The sequence below is a fragment of the Streptomyces sp. NPDC003023 genome, from assembly GCF_042888225.1.
Lineage (GTDB): Bacteria > Actinomycetota > Actinomycetes > Streptomycetales > Streptomycetaceae > Streptomyces.
In genome coordinates, this window is record NZ_JBIAPL010000001.1 from 543,951 (window position 1) to 559,297 (window position 15,347).

General features: G+C 70.5%; 11 protein-coding genes and 2 CRISPR repeat arrays (1 of these 13 only partly in view). Of the genes, 9 read left to right on the forward strand and 2 right to left on the reverse strand.

Annotated features, from left to right (window positions below; genetic code table 11):
- Positions 1 to 1,533: direct repeats of the CRISPR family, unit length 29 nt; unit sequence GGGACCATCCCCGCGGGTGCGGGGAGCAG; it begins 1,125 nt to the left of the window's first position.
- Positions 1,534 to 1,773: 240 nt separating this feature from the next.
- The 9 genes from cas3 (at position 1,774) to ACFYV1_RS02100 (ending at position 13,460) form a co-directional block, all read left to right on the forward strand.
- Entirely contained in the window at positions 1,774 to 4,707 is a 2,934-nt protein-coding gene (gene cas3 / locus ACFYV1_RS02060) for a CRISPR-associated helicase Cas3' (protein WP_389393401.1), read from the forward strand.
- The gene (gene casA / locus ACFYV1_RS02065; RefSeq protein WP_389393402.1) at positions 4,700 to 6,394 is read left to right on the forward strand and encodes a type I-E CRISPR-associated protein Cse1/CasA; all 1,695 of its coding nucleotides are present in this window, start codon (positions 4,700 to 4,702) and stop codon (positions 6,392 to 6,394) included. The genes cas3 and casA overlap by 8 nt, the downstream gene beginning before the upstream one ends.
- Positions 6,391 to 7,092 (forward strand): type I-E CRISPR-associated protein Cse2/CasB, encoded by a 702-nt coding sequence (gene casB / locus ACFYV1_RS02070; RefSeq protein WP_389393403.1) that lies wholly within the window; start codon positions 6,391 to 6,393, stop codon positions 7,090 to 7,092. Before casA ends, casB begins: the two co-directional genes overlap by 4 nt.
- Positions 7,089 to 8,282: a type I-E CRISPR-associated protein Cas7/Cse4/CasC gene (cas7e, locus tag ACFYV1_RS02075; protein ID WP_389393404.1), complete on the forward strand. Its 1,194-nt coding sequence runs from the start codon at positions 7,089 to 7,091 to the stop codon at positions 8,280 to 8,282. The genes casB and cas7e overlap by 4 nt, the downstream gene beginning before the upstream one ends.
- Positions 8,279 to 9,001: a type I-E CRISPR-associated protein Cas5/CasD gene (gene cas5e, locus ACFYV1_RS02080; protein WP_389393405.1), complete on the forward strand. Its 723-nt coding sequence runs from the start codon at positions 8,279 to 8,281 to the stop codon at positions 8,999 to 9,001. The genes cas7e and cas5e overlap by 4 nt, the downstream gene beginning before the upstream one ends.
- The gene (cas6e, locus tag ACFYV1_RS02085; protein WP_389393406.1) at positions 9,001 to 9,783 is read left to right on the forward strand and encodes a type I-E CRISPR-associated protein Cas6/Cse3/CasE; all 783 of its coding nucleotides are present in this window, start codon (positions 9,001 to 9,003) and stop codon (positions 9,781 to 9,783) included. Before cas5e ends, cas6e begins: the two co-directional genes overlap by 1 nt.
- 6 nt (positions 9,784 to 9,789) lie before the next feature.
- Entirely contained in the window at positions 9,790 to 10,767 is a 978-nt protein-coding gene (gene cas1e / locus ACFYV1_RS02090; RefSeq protein WP_389393407.1) for a type I-E CRISPR-associated endonuclease Cas1e, read from the forward strand.
- On the forward strand, positions 10,764 to 11,117 hold the full coding sequence (cas2e, locus tag ACFYV1_RS02095) for a type I-E CRISPR-associated endoribonuclease Cas2e (protein WP_389393408.1): 354 nt from the start codon (positions 10,764 to 10,766) through the stop codon (positions 11,115 to 11,117). The genes cas1e and cas2e overlap by 4 nt, the downstream gene beginning before the upstream one ends.
- 90 nt (positions 11,118 to 11,207) lie before the next feature.
- Positions 11,208 to 12,390: a CRISPR direct-repeat array (repeat unit 29 nt; unit sequence GTGCTCCCCGCACCCGCGGGGATGGTCCC).
- 518 nt (positions 12,391 to 12,908) lie between these two features.
- The gene (locus ACFYV1_RS02100) at positions 12,909 to 13,460 is read left to right on the forward strand and encodes a YceI family protein (RefSeq protein WP_389393409.1); all 552 of its coding nucleotides are present in this window, start codon (positions 12,909 to 12,911) and stop codon (positions 13,458 to 13,460) included.
- 493 nt (positions 13,461 to 13,953) lie between these two features.
- On the opposite strand, the gene ACFYV1_RS02105 is transcribed toward ACFYV1_RS02100, so the two are convergent.
- Together ACFYV1_RS02105 and ACFYV1_RS02110 are read right to left on the reverse strand one after the other, a co-directional pair.
- Positions 13,954 to 14,427: a nuclear transport factor 2 family protein gene (locus tag ACFYV1_RS02105; protein ID WP_389393410.1), complete on the reverse strand. Its 474-nt coding sequence runs from the start codon at positions 14,425 to 14,427 to the stop codon at positions 13,954 to 13,956.
- A gap of 114 nt (positions 14,428 to 14,541) precedes the next feature.
- The gene (locus ACFYV1_RS02110) at positions 14,542 to 15,129 is read right to left on the reverse strand and encodes a hypothetical protein (protein WP_389393411.1); all 588 of its coding nucleotides are present in this window, start codon (positions 15,127 to 15,129) and stop codon (positions 14,542 to 14,544) included.
- Between the last annotated feature and the right edge of the window lie 218 nt (positions 15,130 to 15,347).

Here is a 15,347-nt window from a genome sequence, read left to right on the forward strand (position 1 = left end):
GAGCAGACACGCCGCAATGCCCGCTCGTAGGGGCGGGTGGGACCATCCCCGCGGGTGCGGGGAGCAGAGGAAAGCTTCCTGTGTGGCGTGGCGTACAGGGGGACCATCCCCGCGGGTGCGGGGAGCAGGAACGTCCTCGGGCTGGCCCCTGAGCGGCGACGGGACCATCCCCGCGGGTGCGGGGAGCAGGAAATGAGTGCGTCGCCGGAATGCCAGGCGATCGGGACCATCCCCGCGGGTGCGGGCAGCAGGTAGGCCACGATGACGAGTCCAGCAGTGATCAGGGACCATCCCCGCGGGTGCGGGGAGCAGTACCCGAGGATGCGGATAGTTGTGTCCGACCAGGGACCATCCCCGCGGGTGCGGGGAGCAGGCAAACGACCCCTCGGCAAAACGTGCCGTTTGGGGACCATCCCCGCGGGTGCGGGGAGCAGCCTGATTCGGGTTTTCCGCCGTCCATGCAATCGGGACCATCCCCGCGGGTGCGGGGAGCAGTTGAAGCCGATCATCCCGCCCAGCGCCGCCCGGGGACCATCCCCGCGGGTGCGGGGAGCAGGTCCAGGAGACGGTGATCCGCTGCCACTGGTCGGGACCATCCCCGCGGGTGCGGGGAGCAGGGCGGGGACGATGTGCCAGCCGGCTGCGGTGAGGGACCATCCCCGCGGGTGCGGGGAGCAGGTTGAACGTCAGATGTTCACGAGTCCATCACCGGGACCATCCCCGCGGGTGCGGGGAGCAGGAGCCGATCGACCTTTGGGCGTACCGCGGGAAGGGACCATCCCCGCGGGTGCGGGGAGCAGGGTGTGCGTAGGGCTTCGGCGAGGGTGGTGAGGGGACCATCCCCGCGGGTGCGGGGAGCAGCGTTCGTGTTCGAGGAGGAGGCGGAAGGACACGGGACCATCCCCGCGGGTGCGGGGAGCAGTTGGGAAGTCCCGCCAGCACCGTTCTTGCTTCGGGACCATCCCCGCGGGTGCGGGGAGCAGCTCCTCCAGCTCCAGAGCAACTCCGTCGACAAGGGACCATCCCCGCGGGTGCGGGGAGCAGCTGCTCCTCCTGTGCGACCAGCCCGACTGCCAGGGACCATCCCCGCGGGTGCGGGGAGCAGCCGCCGGCAGGCGTCGCAGCGCGCGCTCGACGAGGGACCATCCCCGCGGGTGCGGGGAGCAGTCCGGGTGGTTCCGGGTGTGGTTCCGGGTGTGGGGACCATCCCCGCGGGTGCGGGGAGCAGTTCATCGCTGCCCGTACCGCGGCGTACGCGGGGGGACCATCCCCGCGGGTGCGGGGAGCAGCTTGCCGTACGGCTCGTCGAGTTCGGCGAGCTGGGACCATCCCCGCGGGTGCGGGGAGCAGGCCGACGGCTGGCAGGGCAACACGCACGAGGTGGGACCATCCCCGCGGGTGCGGGGAGCAGGACGGACACGTCGTCCGCCTTGGTGGCCAGGCGGGACCATCCCCGCGGGTGCGGGGAGCAGGTGCTCGCAGTTGTGGCAGACCGTGTGGCGCAGGGACCATCCCCGCGGGTGCGGGGAGCAGACTGCGCGACCTGCAGGTTTACCGCCGCGTGGCCGTGGTTTCACTCACTTTCAAAGAAACCGGCAAATGGGGCATTTGTTGATTCCTTCTTGCTCTGCTCCGCCCGGCGGCTGGGTCGAAGAGATCAACACTACGGGCCACGCCCGGTAGTTGTGAGGAGATCGGCACAATCGGAGACAAGTTCTCCGTATTTTCCTCATGTGACTTTCACGACTCATGGTTTGCCTGTATTCATCTGGCATGACAGACGAGGGGGCCTGCCGTAAGGGCCTGCGCGCCAGGCTGGACGGGCCGGTGCTGACCGTATGGGCCAAGCACGACCGGGACACCGAGAGATGGCTGCCGCTGTGGCGGCACATGGAGGACAGTGCCGCCGTCGCCGGGCGGCTGTGGGACGAGTGGATGCCCGGGAGCGTACGGAAGTTGATCGCCGACGCTCTGCCCGACGGAGAGGCCGACGCCCGGCGGCTCGCCGTGTGGCTCGCCGGTGTGCACGACATCGGGAAGGCGACGCCGGCCTTCGCCTGCCAAGTCGAGTCGTTGGCGCAGCGCATGCGGCACGGCGGTCTGGAGATGCGATCCCAGTCGGCGATGGGCCCGGACCGGCGGCTCGCGCCGCACGGGCTGGCCGGGCAGGTGCTGCTGGGGGAGTGGCTGGAGGAGCGGCACGGCTGGACGGTCAAGCAGACCGGCCAGTTCACCGTGACGGTGGGCGGGCACCACGGGGTGCCGCCCGAGCACGGCCAGATCAACGCGCTCGACAATCACCCCCAACTGCTGCGAACACCGGGCAAGAGCCGCGACGCGTGGCACCGAGTGCAGGAGGAGCTGCTCGAGGCGTGCGCGCGGGAGTTCGGCGCGGACGAGCGTCTGGGCGCCTGGCGGACGGTGAAGCTGCCGCAGCCGGTGCAGGTGCTGCTGACGGCGCTGGTCATCGTCTCCGACTGGATCGCGAGCAATCAGGACCTGTTCCCGTACTACCCGTTGGAGGTTCCCCGCAGCGGTGCCGAACGTCTGGCCGCCGCCTGGCGCGGGCTGAACCTGCCCGGCCCATGGTGTCCTGAGGAGCCGACCCAGGATGCCCAAGAGCTGTTCGCGGCACGCTTCGCCCTGCCGACGGGTGCGAAGGTGCGGCCCGTGCAGGAGGCAGCCGTCGAGCTGGCCCGGACGATGGACGAGCCGGGACTGATGGTCATCGAGGCGCCGATGGGGGAGGGGAAGACGGAGGCCGCCCTGGCAGCCACCGAGATCCTTGCGGCACGCTCCGGGGCGGGCGGCGTCTTCTTCGCACTGCCCACGATGGCCACAGGCAACGCGATGTTCCCCCGGCTGCTGGACTGGCTCGACCGGCTGCCCGCCGAGCAGGGCACCAGCTACTCGGTACTCCTCGCCCACTCCAAGGCCGCGCTCAACGAGGACTTCGCCGATCTGATGGGGCAGAGTCGGCGGATCGTCGCGGTCGACCTGGACGCGCCCGAGGAGCAGGACCGGCAGCGGCTCTCGCGCCCGAGCCGCAAAGCTCCCGCAGAGCTCGTCGCGCACGCCTGGCTGCGCGGTCGCAAGAAGGCCATGCTGTCGTCGTTCGTCGCCGGCACGATCGATCAACTGCTGTTCGCCGGGCTCAAGAGCCGCCACTTGGCGATGCGTCACCTCGCGGTCGCCGGGAAGGTCGTGGTCATCGACGAGGCGCACGCCTACGACACGTACATGAGCGTCTACCTCGACCGGGTGCTGTCGTGGCTCGGTGCCTACCGCGTCCCTGTGGTGGTGCTGTCCGCGACGCTGCCCGCAGGCAGGCGGCGCGAGCTCGCCGAGGCGTACGCGGGCACGGCGACAGACGAGGCAGCGGCAGCGTTCGACGCTGTCGCCGAGGCCGGCGACTACCCGCTCCTGACGGCCGTCACCCCCGGCGGCACGCCCGTCATGCGCCGTCCGACGGCCTCCGCCCGCACAACCGACGTCGAGTTGGAGCGCATCGAGGACGACCTCGAAGTGCTCGCCGACCGGCTCGAGGAGGAACTCGCGGACGGAGGCTGCGTCCTCGTCGTCCGCAACACCGTCCGCCGCGTTCTCGAGGCGGCGAGTGCACTGCGGCAGCGGTTCGGAGACGCGGCCGTGACCGTCGCCCACTCCTGCTTCATCGATGTCGACCGCGCCGCCAAGGACGCAGACCTGCTGAGGCGGTTCGGCCCTCCGGGCAAGGCCGACGGACGGCCCGAGGAAGCGCATATCGTCGTCGCCAGCCAGGTCGCCGAGCAGTCTCTCGACGTCGACTTCGACCTGCTGGTCACCGACCTCGCACCGGTCGACCTCCTGCTCCAGCGAACAGGGCGCCTGCACCGCCATGTGCGGGGCGGCGAGGATCAGACCGACCGTCCTGCGCGGCTGCGCACGGCGCGCTGCCTGGTCACCGGAGTCGACTGGACGCAGGAGGTTCCCGAACCGGTGAGGGGTTCGGTCGCCGTGTACGGGGCGCACGCGCTGCTGCGTTCCGCGGCCGCCCTGCTGCCGCACCTCGACGGGGGTCCGCAGCGTCCCGTACGACTGCCGGCCGACATCAGCCCGCTTGTGCAGCAGGCGTACGCCGCCGACCACGACGGCCCGCCCCGCTGGGCCGAGGCGCTGGAGGCGGCACGCACGCGGCACGAGGAGCACCGCGCGGACCAGGCCGAACGGGCCGCGGCCTTTCGGCTCGACGCCGCAGCCAGACCCGGAAGGCCCCTGTTCGGATGGGTCGCGGCGGGCGTCGGCGACGCGGACGACACCCGGGCCGGCAAGGCCCAGGTACGCGACAGCCGGGAGAGCCTGGAGGTCGTCGTCGTGCAGCGGCGGGCCGACGGGACGCTGGCCACGGTGCCGTGGCTCGAACCCGACCGCAGGGACCGCGCGCTCGCGGGACTCGCACTGCCCACCGACCAGGTGCCGACGGCCCTTGCCGCCCGCACCGCGGCGACCTGCGGGCTGCGGCTGCCGATCCAGTTCAGCTACGCCGACGTCATGGACAAGGCGATCGACGAGCTCGAGGAACTCCACGTACCCGCCTGGCAGGTGAAGGACAGCCACTGGCTCGCGGACCAGCTGATTCTCCCGCTCGACGAGGACTGTCGGACCCACCTGGCAGGCTTCTCCCTCCGATACAGCAAGAGCGACGGCCTCGAGGTGACCCGTGCCTGAATCCAGCGAAGGGGCCGGTGACGGCATCCTGTCGTTCGACCTGACCACCCGTCCGTGGATCCCGGTTCTCAGACGTGACGGCTCCCAGGACGAGCTGTCACTGCGCGAGGTGTTCGCGCAGGCAGCCGGTCTGCGGCGGATCGTCGGGGACCTGCCCACGCAGGAGTTCGCCCTGGTGCGCCTGCTGCTTGCCGTCGCCCACGACGCACTCGAGGGACCGCGGGACATCGAGGCGTGGTCGGACCTGTGGTCCGACGAGCGGTGCTTCGAACCTGTGGAGGCATACCTCGACGCACACCGCGGCCGGTTCGACCTGCTGGACGCCCACGCGCCGTTCCTCCAGACCGCCGGGCTGCGGACGGCGAACGACGACGTGTTCTCTCTCAACCGCATCGTGGCCGATGTCCCCAACGGGGAGCCCTTCTTCACAGCCCGCATGCCCACCGTCGACCGGCTGACCTTCGCCGAGGCCGCCCGCTGGGTCGTCCACACCCATGCCTACGACACCTCCGGCATCAAGACCGGGGTGGAGGGCGACGAGCGCGTCAAGGGCGGCAAGGTGTACCCGCTCGGCGTCGGATGGGCAGGCAATCTCGGCGGTGTCTTCGTCGAAGGCGCCGACCTGCGGCAGACCCTGCTGCTGAATCTGGTGGCTGCCGACACCGGGGGCCTGGAGTTCGGCGACGGCGACGCTCCTGCGTGGCGGCGCGAGCCCTGCGGCCCCGGCGGCGCCGAGCGCGCCCCCACCGGCGTAAGGGACCTCTACACCTGGCAGACACGGCGTCTGCGACTCCATTTCGACGCGGACGGGGTGCACGGAATCGTCCTCGGCTACGGCGATCCCCTCACCGCGCGCAACCGGCACAACCGCGAACCGATGACGGCCTGGCGGCGCAGCCCTGCCCAGGAGAAGAAGCTGCGCGAGGCCGTGGTCTACCTGCCGCGCGAACACGACCCCGAGCGCTCCGCCTGGCGCGGGATCGGCTCCCTGATCGCGAACGAGGCCGGCAACACCCAGGGACCGGAGGCCGTGCCCTATCTGCGGCCGGGGATCCTGGAGTGGGTCGCCCGTCTGGTCACGGGAGGCGAGTTGGAACGGGGTTTCCTCGTCCGCGCCCGGATCGTCGGCGCGCGCTACGGCACCCAGCAGTCCGTCATCGACGAGATCGTCGACGACCACATCTCCATGGGCGTCGTCCTCCTCCACCACGGCGACCGGCACTACGCCCAACAGGCCGTCGACGCCGTCGGGGACGCCGACAAGGCCGTCAACGCGCTCGGTGACCTCGCAACCAACCTGGCCCGGGCGGCCGGCACCGAGACGGAAGGCCCCCGCGCCGGTGCGCGCAACCTCGCCTTCGGGCTGCTCGAGGCGCCCTACCGGACCTGGCTCGTCCGCCTGGCCGACGCCGAGGACCCCTATGCACAACGCGCCGACTGGCAGCTGCAGGTCCACGACATCGTCGGCCGACTCGGCGACCGGCTCATGAGCGCGGCGGGCGACGCGGCCTGGCAGGGCCGGACCGTCGAACTCAAGCGCGGCAGCGAGTGGCTCAACTCCGCCCTCGCCGACAAGTGGTTCCGCTCCGCTCTGCACAAGGCCCTGGGGCGCCACGACTCCACCGAAACACCGCCGGACGCGGACACAGCACCGGCTCCCGAGACCACCGTGAAGGCACCCGCATGACCACCGTCACCGCACCTGCCACCCCACGCGAACGGGTCGCCCGGCTTGCCGCCGCCCGCATCGCCGACCTGCAGCGGGGCTACCTCGCCGATCAGTCCCAAGCCGTCGGAGCCCTCGCCCGGCTCCGACGCGGCGCCGGGCGCGAGGCCGGGCAGCTGCCCGACCTGTGGAGCCTCATCGACACCGGCCCCCTGCACGAGAATCCTGACGGAGCCCGGCCGATGAGCGAGAGCGAGCTGGTCCGCGCCGAGGACGCCCTGCACGTCGCACTCACCCTCTACGCGCTGCACCAGCAGTCCCGCTCGACCGGCATGCACCAGACCGACCGGCCTGGCCGCCGCCGGGGCGTCGGAGCCGCGGTGCGCCGGATGATGAACCCCGGCGAGATCGACGAGCCCGTGCACAAGCGCCTGGTCCGCGCCGGCACCGCCCCCGACCTCGCCAACCTCGCCCAGCGGCTGCGCGACATCGTCGTCCTGCTGCGTCGCGAGGGTGTCGAACTCGACTACGCGCTGCTCGCCGGACAGCTCTACACCTGGCAGCGGCCCGGCGGCGCGGACACCGTCCGCAGGGAATGGGGCCGTTCCTTCCACGCCTGGCACGACAAGCCCAAGGACGTCGCTGAGCCCTCCGCCGCCGACCCGGCCACCGTCACCGACACCACCAGCTCCACGGACACCGACAAGGACGCCTCGTGAACCGCATCTTCCTCGACGTGCACGCCCTGCAGACCGTGCCGCCCAGCAACCTCAACCGCGACGACACCGGTGCGCCGAAGACCGCGGTCTACGGGGGAGTGCCGCGCGCCCGTGTCTCCAGCCAGGCATGGAAGCGCGCCACCCGCACCTACTTCAAGGACGAGCACCTGCTGGACGCGAGCGAACTCGGCGTACGCAGCAAGAAGATCGTGGAGGCGGTCGCCGACCGGATCGCCGCCCTCGACCCCTCGCTCACAGCGGAGGCCGTCCTGCGCATCGCGGACGAGACGGTCAAAGCCACCGGACTGAAGACCGAGGTCCCCAAGCGCAAGGCCGGCGCAGCCAAGGAGGACGAGCCGGTCCCGGCGCCCGAGGCGAAGTACCTGGTGTTCCTCAGCGCCCGCCAGCTCGACGGCCTGGCCCGCCTCGCCGTCGACGGCGCCGCCGACATCACCGCGTACCTGAAGGACAAGAAGAACAAGGACCGGGCCAAAGAGATCGCCGACAGCCGGCACTCCGTCGACATCGCGCTCTTCGGCCGGATGGTCGCCGACGCCCCCGACATCAACGTCGACGCCGCCGTCCAGGTCGCCCACGCCATCAGCGTGCACCGTGTCGAGAACGAGTCCGACTACTACACCGCAGTCGACGACGAGAACACCGACGCCGAGACCGGTGCCGGCATGATCGGCACCGTCGACTTCAACTCCGCGACGCTCTACCGATACGCAGCGCTCGGCGTCCACCAGCTCGCCGCCAACCTGGGACAGGGCCTGAGGGAGGACGAGCCGCGCACCGACCCGGTGCGCCGTGCCGTAGAGGCCTTCGTCCACGGCTTCGTCGCCTCCCTGCCCACCGGCAAGATCAACACGTTCGGCCACCACACCCTGCCCGACGCCGTGATCGTCAAGCTGCGCACCACCCGGCCCGTCAGCTTCGTCGCCGCCTTCGAGGACCCTGTCCGCAGCGAGACGGGCGGCCACGTCCGCGAAGCGTCCGAGCGTCTGGCGGAGTACATCCCCGACATCGAACGCGCCTACGGCGATGAGGACTCCACCATCACCTGGGTGCTGCGCGTCGGTCCGAACACGCAGAAGCTCGCCGGGATCGGCAGCGAGTCGCAGAACATCGGCGAACTCGTCGCCGCCGTCGGCCAGGCCGTCGCCGAACGCCTGGAGAAGCCCGCATGAGCGTGCTCACCCTTCGGCTCGCCGGCCCCCTGCAGTCCTGGGGGGCGTCGGCCCGTTTCACCCGCCGCACCACCGAGTCCGCGCCGACCAAAAGCGGCGTCGTCGGCATGCTCGCCGCCGCCGCCGGTATCGAGCGCGGAGACGACGACAGGCTGGCACCACTGGCCGCGCTCAGGTTCGGCGTACGGATCGACCAACCCGGCACCCGGATACGCGACTTCCACACCGCCCACCATGACGTCACCGGCAAGTCCATGCCGCTGTCCGAGCGCTACTACCTCGCCGACGCCGTCTTCGTCGCCGCCCTCGAAGGCGACCGCACGCTCCTGGCCGAGATGCACGCCGCGCTGCGCGCCCCCGTGTACGCGCCGTTCCTCGGCCGCCGTTCCTGCCCGCCCGCCCAGCCCGTCGAACTCGGCCTGCGCGACGACGGCGATCTGATGGACGTGCTGCGCGAGATCCCGTGGCAGGCGTCCGCCTGGTACCGCAGGCAGTTCCGCGACCGCGACGACATCGAGCTGACCGTGCTGCGCGAGGCAGGGAACGACGAGCAGCAGGCCGCCGACATCCTGCGCGACCAACCGCTCAGCTTCGCCGCCGCACACCGCCGCCACGCCCTGCGTACCCAGCTCAGCGAGGGTGTGCGCCTCCCCAACCCGCTTGCCCGGCAGGTGCCGCGGCACGACCCGTTCGATGCCCTGGACGAAGAGAGCGCCTGATGTTCCTCACCCGCTTCCGCGTGAACACCGCGCGCCCCGGAGCCCGGCGCCTCCTCTCCTCGCCGCAGGCACTGCACGCCGCCGTCATGTCGTCCTTCCCCGGACTGCTGCCTTCGGACGCACCCGCGCCCGAGACCCCCCGCGTGTTGTGGCGACTCGACCAGACCGCCCGGGCCGAGGTCGTGCTGTACGTCGTCAGCCCAGGTCGGCCCGACCTGACCCACCTCGTCGAACAGGCGGGCTGGCCCGCGGCGGCCGCCGCCGACCCGGCCGAACCCGGCTGGCAGAGCCGTCCCTACGGCCCGCTCCTCGACCGGCTCACCACCGGCGACAAGTGGGCGTTCCGGCTCACCGCCAACCCGGTCCACCACGCCCGCCGCAAGGACGACGAGCCGACCAAGCGCACCGCGCACCTCACCCCGGCGCACCAGATGGGGTGGCTCCTCAAGAGACAGGAGGCGTGCGGCTTCCGCGTCCTGGAGAAGCCGGACGGCGAGCGCCTCCTGCCCGGCGGCACCACCTACACCAAGCAGCCCCACCACGGCGACAGATACGAACTGACCGTCCGAGACAAACGCGCCCTCGCCTTCGACAAGTCCCGCGGCGGTGGCACCTCAGGCAGCCGCCGGGCACCAGTAAGTCTGGTCACCGTCACCTTCGACGGACGCATCGAGGTCACCGATCCGCAACTGCTGCGCAAAAGCCTGACCCACGGGATCGGCAAGGCCAAGGCTTACGGCTGCGGCCTGCTCACCCTGGCACCGCTCGGCAAGACGGGGTGAGAGACAGTGACCACCGTCTCCCGGCGCACCGCGCTGACCCCACGCCAGCTCACCCGCACCGGCGAACGGCTCTCCTTCGTCTACCTCGAGCGCTGCACCGTGCACCGGGACGCCAACGCCATCACCGCCGAGGACGCGGACGGCACCACCCACATCCCGTCGGCGACCATCGGCACCCTGCTCCTTGGACCCGGCACCCGCATCACGCACCAGGCAATGAGCGTCCTCGGTGAAACCGGCGCCGCCGTGTGCTGGGTGGGGGAGCAGGGCGTGCGCTACTACGCGGGCGGCCGTGCCCTGACTCGATCCTCCGCGCTCGCCGAGGCACAGGCCGTCCAGTGGGCCAACATCCGCAGCCGGCTGGCCGTCGCGCGCGCCATGTACCGGCTGCGCTTCCCCCAGGAGGACCCGGCCGGCCTCACCCGCCAGGAACTGCTCGGCCGAGAAGGCAGCCGCGTCAAGGACTGCTACCGGGCGCAGTCCGCTCGTACCGGAGTCCCCTGGCGCGGCCGCCGCTACATCCCCGGCGACTTCACCAGCGGCGACCCGGTCAACCAGGCCGTCACCGCCGCCGCCCAGTGCATGTACGGCATCGCCCACGCAGTCGTCGCGTCCCTGGGCTGCAGCCCGGCACTTGGATTCGTCCACTCCGGTCACGAGCTGTCCTTCGTCCTGGACATCGCCGACCTGTACAAGACGGAGATCGGAATCCCGCTCGCCTTCGATGTCGCCGCCGAGGACGAGGAGGACGTCGGCCCGCGCACCCGCCGGGCTCTTCGGGACCGCATCAACGAGACGTCACTGCTGGACCGCTGCGTCAACGACATCAAGCGGCTCCTGCTGCCGGAGACCGCCCCAGTCGGAGCGACGAACGACGACCGTGACGTCGTCACGCTCCTGAGCGACGGTGCCCAGACCGTTGCCGCGGGCCGCAACTACGGCGCCGGGACCGACGACCACGACGATGCGGAGCTCACCTGGTGACCGTCATCGTCCTCACCAACTGCCCGCCCGGGCTTCGGGGGTTCCTCACCCGATGGCTCCTGGAAATCTCCGCCGGTGTCTTCATCGGCAATCCGTCCGCCCGGATCCGCGACCTGCTCTGGGAAGAAGTCCAGCAATACGCCGGCCAGGGCCGCGCCCTCCTTGCCCACACCACGAACAACGAACAGGGTTTCACCTTCCGCACCCACGACCACGCCTGGCACCCCGTCGACCACGAAGGCCTGACCCTGATCCGCCGTCCGAACGCCCAAAGCGCGTCGAGCGCCGAGACCTCCCCCAAGAAGGGCTGGAGCAACGCGGCCAAGCGACGGCGCTACGGTAGGCGGTGATGGTAGGTATGTCCTCTATTTACGGTTCGTCGGAATCGGCGGAACTCATGCGAAACGGCCTGGCCCTCTGATAAAGCCGCAGGTCAAGAAGTGTGCTCCCCGCACCCGCGGGGATGGTCCCGGTCGCTCAGCGAATGGTTGGTCCGCGACGCCGTGCTCCCCGCACCCGCGGGGATGGTCCCAACGACGGGCGATTCACCCCGGGCGGGACGGTGTGCTCCCCGCACCCGCGGGGATGGTCCCGATGGGCAGCTATCGGCAGCATCCGCAAATATGTGCTCCCCGCACCCGCGGGGATGGTCCCGTGTGGCAGTCCCGCGGCGCGACGACGAACACGTGCTCCCCGCACCCGCGGGGATGGTCCCGACGTGATCCGGATCTGGCACCGCGACGGGCCGTGCTCCCCGCACCCGCGGGGATGGTCCCGTGCGCACCGACCAGACACCGACCCAGACCCCGTGCTCCCCGCACCCGCGGGGATGGTCCCGGCCAGTAGTTCGTGCCCTGGTCGTCCTTGAGGTGCTCCCCGCACCCGCGGGGATGGTCCCGCGGAAGGTTGTACTCCGGCACGAACTTTCACGTGCTCCCCGCACCCGCGGGGATGGTCCCTCCTCGAGGGCCTTGCGTGCACCGGCGCGTTCGTGCTCCCCGCACCCGCGGGGATGGTCCCATGGGCAGCAGGTCGTTGTTCAGTGCGCCCTTGTGCTCCCCGCACCCGCGGGGATGGTCCCCCCGGTTCAACGCGCCGAAGAACTTCACCGCGTGCTCCCCGCACCCGCGGGGATGGTCCCGCCACCGCGCCGCTGCACATCGGGGACAGTGTGTGCTCCCCGCACCTGCGGGGGTGGTCCCACGGCGTACGCGGCCGCGGTCGACGGGGACGGGTGCTCCCCGCACCCGCGGGGATGGTCCCCGGAAGGAGCCGCCGGTCGCGCCGGCACCGGTGTGCTCCCCGCGCCGGCGGGGATGGTCCCCCGCACGCTCGACGGCTGGAGAGGTCGCCGGAGTGCTCCCCGCGCCCGCGGGGATGGTCCCCCGCCCGAGTGGCTGCCGCCAGAAACCATCGAGTGCTCCCCGCACCCGCGGGGATGGTCCCGTCCTGCACGCACCGCGCACCGGCCGCACCGTGTGCTCCCCGCACCCGCGGGGATGGTCCCCCGGCCCCGGCCGATCCCCAGGCCAAGTGCTCCCCGCACCCGCGGGGATGGTCCCTATCTCACCGTCGAGGACGAGACGGGCTGCAAGTGCTCCCCGCACCCGCGGGGGCGGTCCCTTCGAGGCAGGCGTCTGTCGTGTCTTGACGTGGCCGGGACGGTGGCGGGTGGGGCCTGGTGGCGGGGTATGTGCTCGCGGACGGTCAGGAGGAGAAGATTGTCCACTGGCTGCAGCCAAGCAGCGACGGCGCATCCGGGCGCGGACGAGCACCGGCTGCCGAGGATCGTGCGACGGCGAGGGCGCCGACGCGAAGGAGACGTCTCGTCGGTTCATGGTGGGGTGTCACCTGCTGGTGTCAGTGCTGATGTCGACCCGCGCGCATTCCGACGCACAGCCGACCATTGCCCGGCCGGTCGCCGCAGCATCGGGACCGCGGCCGGGCGGGGAGTCGCTCCGGAGGATCTCTTGCAAGAGAGGCCGGCAGGGGCAGGCCGGCGGCCCGAGGTCGCTGGACAGGGTGCACTCTGCCGCCACCCCGTGCGTCCGGCGGGGAGTGGACCCGGTCGCGCCCTAGCGTGAGCCGAAACAATCCGGGCGTATCGCCCTGGATTTCCCGACTTACGGAGGAACTCGACCATGAACGACAAAATGCCCGAGCTCACAGGAGACTACGTCCTCGACCCCGCCCACACCCGGATCGGCTTCGTCGCCCGTCACGCCATGGTGACCAAGGTCCGCGGAGCGTTCCACCAATTCGAGGGCAAGGCCCACCTGGACGGTGCTGATCCGGCTCGCTCCACCGGCCAGGTGGTGATCAAGGCTGAGAGCATCGACACCGGTGTCGAACAGCGCGACCAGCACCTGCGGACCAACGACTTCCTGGATGCTCCCAACTTCCCCGACATCACCTTCCGAAGCACCTCGGTCGAGCCGCGTTCCGACGCCGAGTACCGCGTCACCGGTGACCTGACCATCAAGGACACCACCCGCCCGGTCACCATCGACTTCGAGTACACCGGCAATGCTGTCGACCCCTCCGGCAACCTGCGCGTCGGCCTGGAGGGATCGGTGACCATCTCCCGCAAGGAGTTCGGCGTGACCTGGAATGCGGCACTGGAGGGCGGCGGCGTGCTGGTCGGCGACAAGGTCGTGCTGGAATTCGACATCTCCGCGATCAAGCAGGGCTAGGGTCTTTCGTTTGGATCAGGCCGGATCAGTGAGCGGGGTCTGGTGCCGTGCATCGCAAGGCGGAGGAAGGAGCCCACGCGGAGGGGGCACCTCCCGTGCCCGGAGGGCTACGGGGGAGTCGGCGACTGACGACAACGCAGCGAGGTGCGGTGCCAGGGCACGCGAGCCCGGCAAGATCCGAACGAGAGGCCCTAGCAGCGCCCGACCGGTCGGCGTGCTCTGCCGGAGGCTCCGCCGCACCGGGAAGTGACCGTGGGGCACGGACTTCGGCGGCAGGGGGCAATGCCGTCCCGCACCCGCACAGGAGACGTCGTGCTGGTGCGGGACGGAGAAGACGCCAGGCCCGCCCGTTCGCAGCCGTTGAGAGCCGGGCGCTGGTGGAACCGCTGAGCATCTGCTGTCGGAACCCGGGCTTGGACTCTGGCTCAGGTTCTCTGGAGTGCCACTCCCCGTGGCGCGTGGCCCTTGACGGCCGGTCGGCTGGGAACCGTTGCTATGACTGGCCGGGTCCGTCAAGGCGTTCCGTGGGACCGGCGAAGGAGAGGAAGAGAGTCCGCGTGGTGAGCAGCCAGACGTCGTCCACCTTGCGGAACGTGTCCTCGTAGTGCCCCACTTGAACCGGGGGCCGCGGCGGTACGAGGCCCTCGCTGTAGCCGTCGACACGGTAGGTGGTGAAGTAGGTGGTGGCGGCTGCGGTGGCCGCAGAGCTCACGGTGACCAGGATGTTGGTGCATATACGGCGTGACAGTCGGTCTGCGGGCCGGTTGCCGAAGTAGCTGCGCAGGGCGTCGCGACCCGCGATGCGGCGGTCGCCGGCGGGCCATTCCCAGGTGCCGTCCTGGGTGAAGAGGTCCGCCACCGAGGCCGGGTCCCCGAGGTCCAGCCGGTGGACGAACTCGATGACCAGCCGCTCACAAGCCCGTTCTGCGAGCAGGCGTTCCATCGGGTCAACAGATTCAGCCTTCATGATCAACTCGTATCATCCGCCCCCTGGTTGAGGCAGCTTCACTCGGACTGGTCCCCGGTTCTCGGCGCATGTTCTCCAGAGCCCTCGAACGAGGCCCTCGCTCTTCATGCCCCGTCAGAGCTTGCCTTCGAGCAGTACGGTGCGGTGGCCACCGAGACGGCGTGAGAATTCCACGACGAACTCGGGGCGCAATGTGGGCCAGTTCCAGAACGTGAAGCCGAGATGACCGAACGCGAAGTAGTCGTTGGCCCAGAGCCAGGTGTGCACGGGAGCTGTCCGGCCGCAGGACGGGCACGCGACGGGCGCATCGTGCCCCTCGGCCCAGGTGCCCACCGCGTCCTTGAACCGGTCCCAGTTCTCCTCGATCGGCGACCAGTACTTGTCGACGAGGGGTATCTCCGTTGCGCAGTGCGGGCAGGTGACGGCCGAGGGTTCGCCCTGCCCGGCATCGAAGACCGTACGCTCCACGGTGACGCGCAGGCCGTTGCTCCAGACTTTGACCAGTTCGGGATCGAGGTCCTCGACGGCTTCGCCGTAACGTGTCCCTGGCGCGTGTCCGGCGTCAGCGCCGAGAACACAGTCGGTGCGTTCCGCTGAGATGAAGCCGTCTGCGATCAGCCAATCGAGTATGTTCGCCGCGAGCCCCTGCGCCTCCCCCGGCGTGGCCTCGGTGTCGACGATCGTCTGGAACCAGTCGCCCATGATTTCCCCTCCAGTGCTTGTGCCTGCGTACCGTACGTCCCGCCACGGACATTCGCAGCGACCGGCATCGTGTTCGTATCGAAGCCGTCGATCGGGGCGCCGTCGCAGTGCTGCCATCGGACGGCATCCTCCGACTCGGTTGGATGACAGCGCCTGGCGTGATGGACGAGGGACGCGCTCGAAGCGACTGCGGACTCAGCGGTTGCGCCAGACCGACG

Bases quoted from the DNA above. Each gene is read 5' to 3' on its own strand.
- ACFYV1_RS02110 (WP_389393411.1), bottom strand. From the start codon at position 15,129: ATGGGCGACTGGTTCCAGACGATCGTCGACACCGAGGCCACGCCGGGG.
- cas3 (WP_389393401.1), top strand. From the start codon at position 1,774: ATGACAGACGAGGGGGCCTGCCGTAAGGGCCTGCGCGCCAGGCTGGAC.
- ACFYV1_RS02105 (WP_389393410.1), bottom strand. From the start codon at position 14,427: ATGAAGGCTGAATCTGTTGACCCGATGGAACGCCTGCTCGCAGAACGG.
- cas5e (WP_389393405.1), top strand. From the start codon at position 8,279: ATGAGCGTGCTCACCCTTCGGCTCGCCGGCCCCCTGCAGTCCTGGGGG.
- cas6e (WP_389393406.1), top strand. From the start codon at position 9,001: ATGTTCCTCACCCGCTTCCGCGTGAACACCGCGCGCCCCGGAGCCCGG.
- ACFYV1_RS02100 (WP_389393409.1), top strand. From the start codon at position 12,909: ATGAACGACAAAATGCCCGAGCTCACAGGAGACTACGTCCTCGACCCC.
- casB (WP_389393403.1), top strand. From the start codon at position 6,391: ATGACCACCGTCACCGCACCTGCCACCCCACGCGAACGGGTCGCCCGG.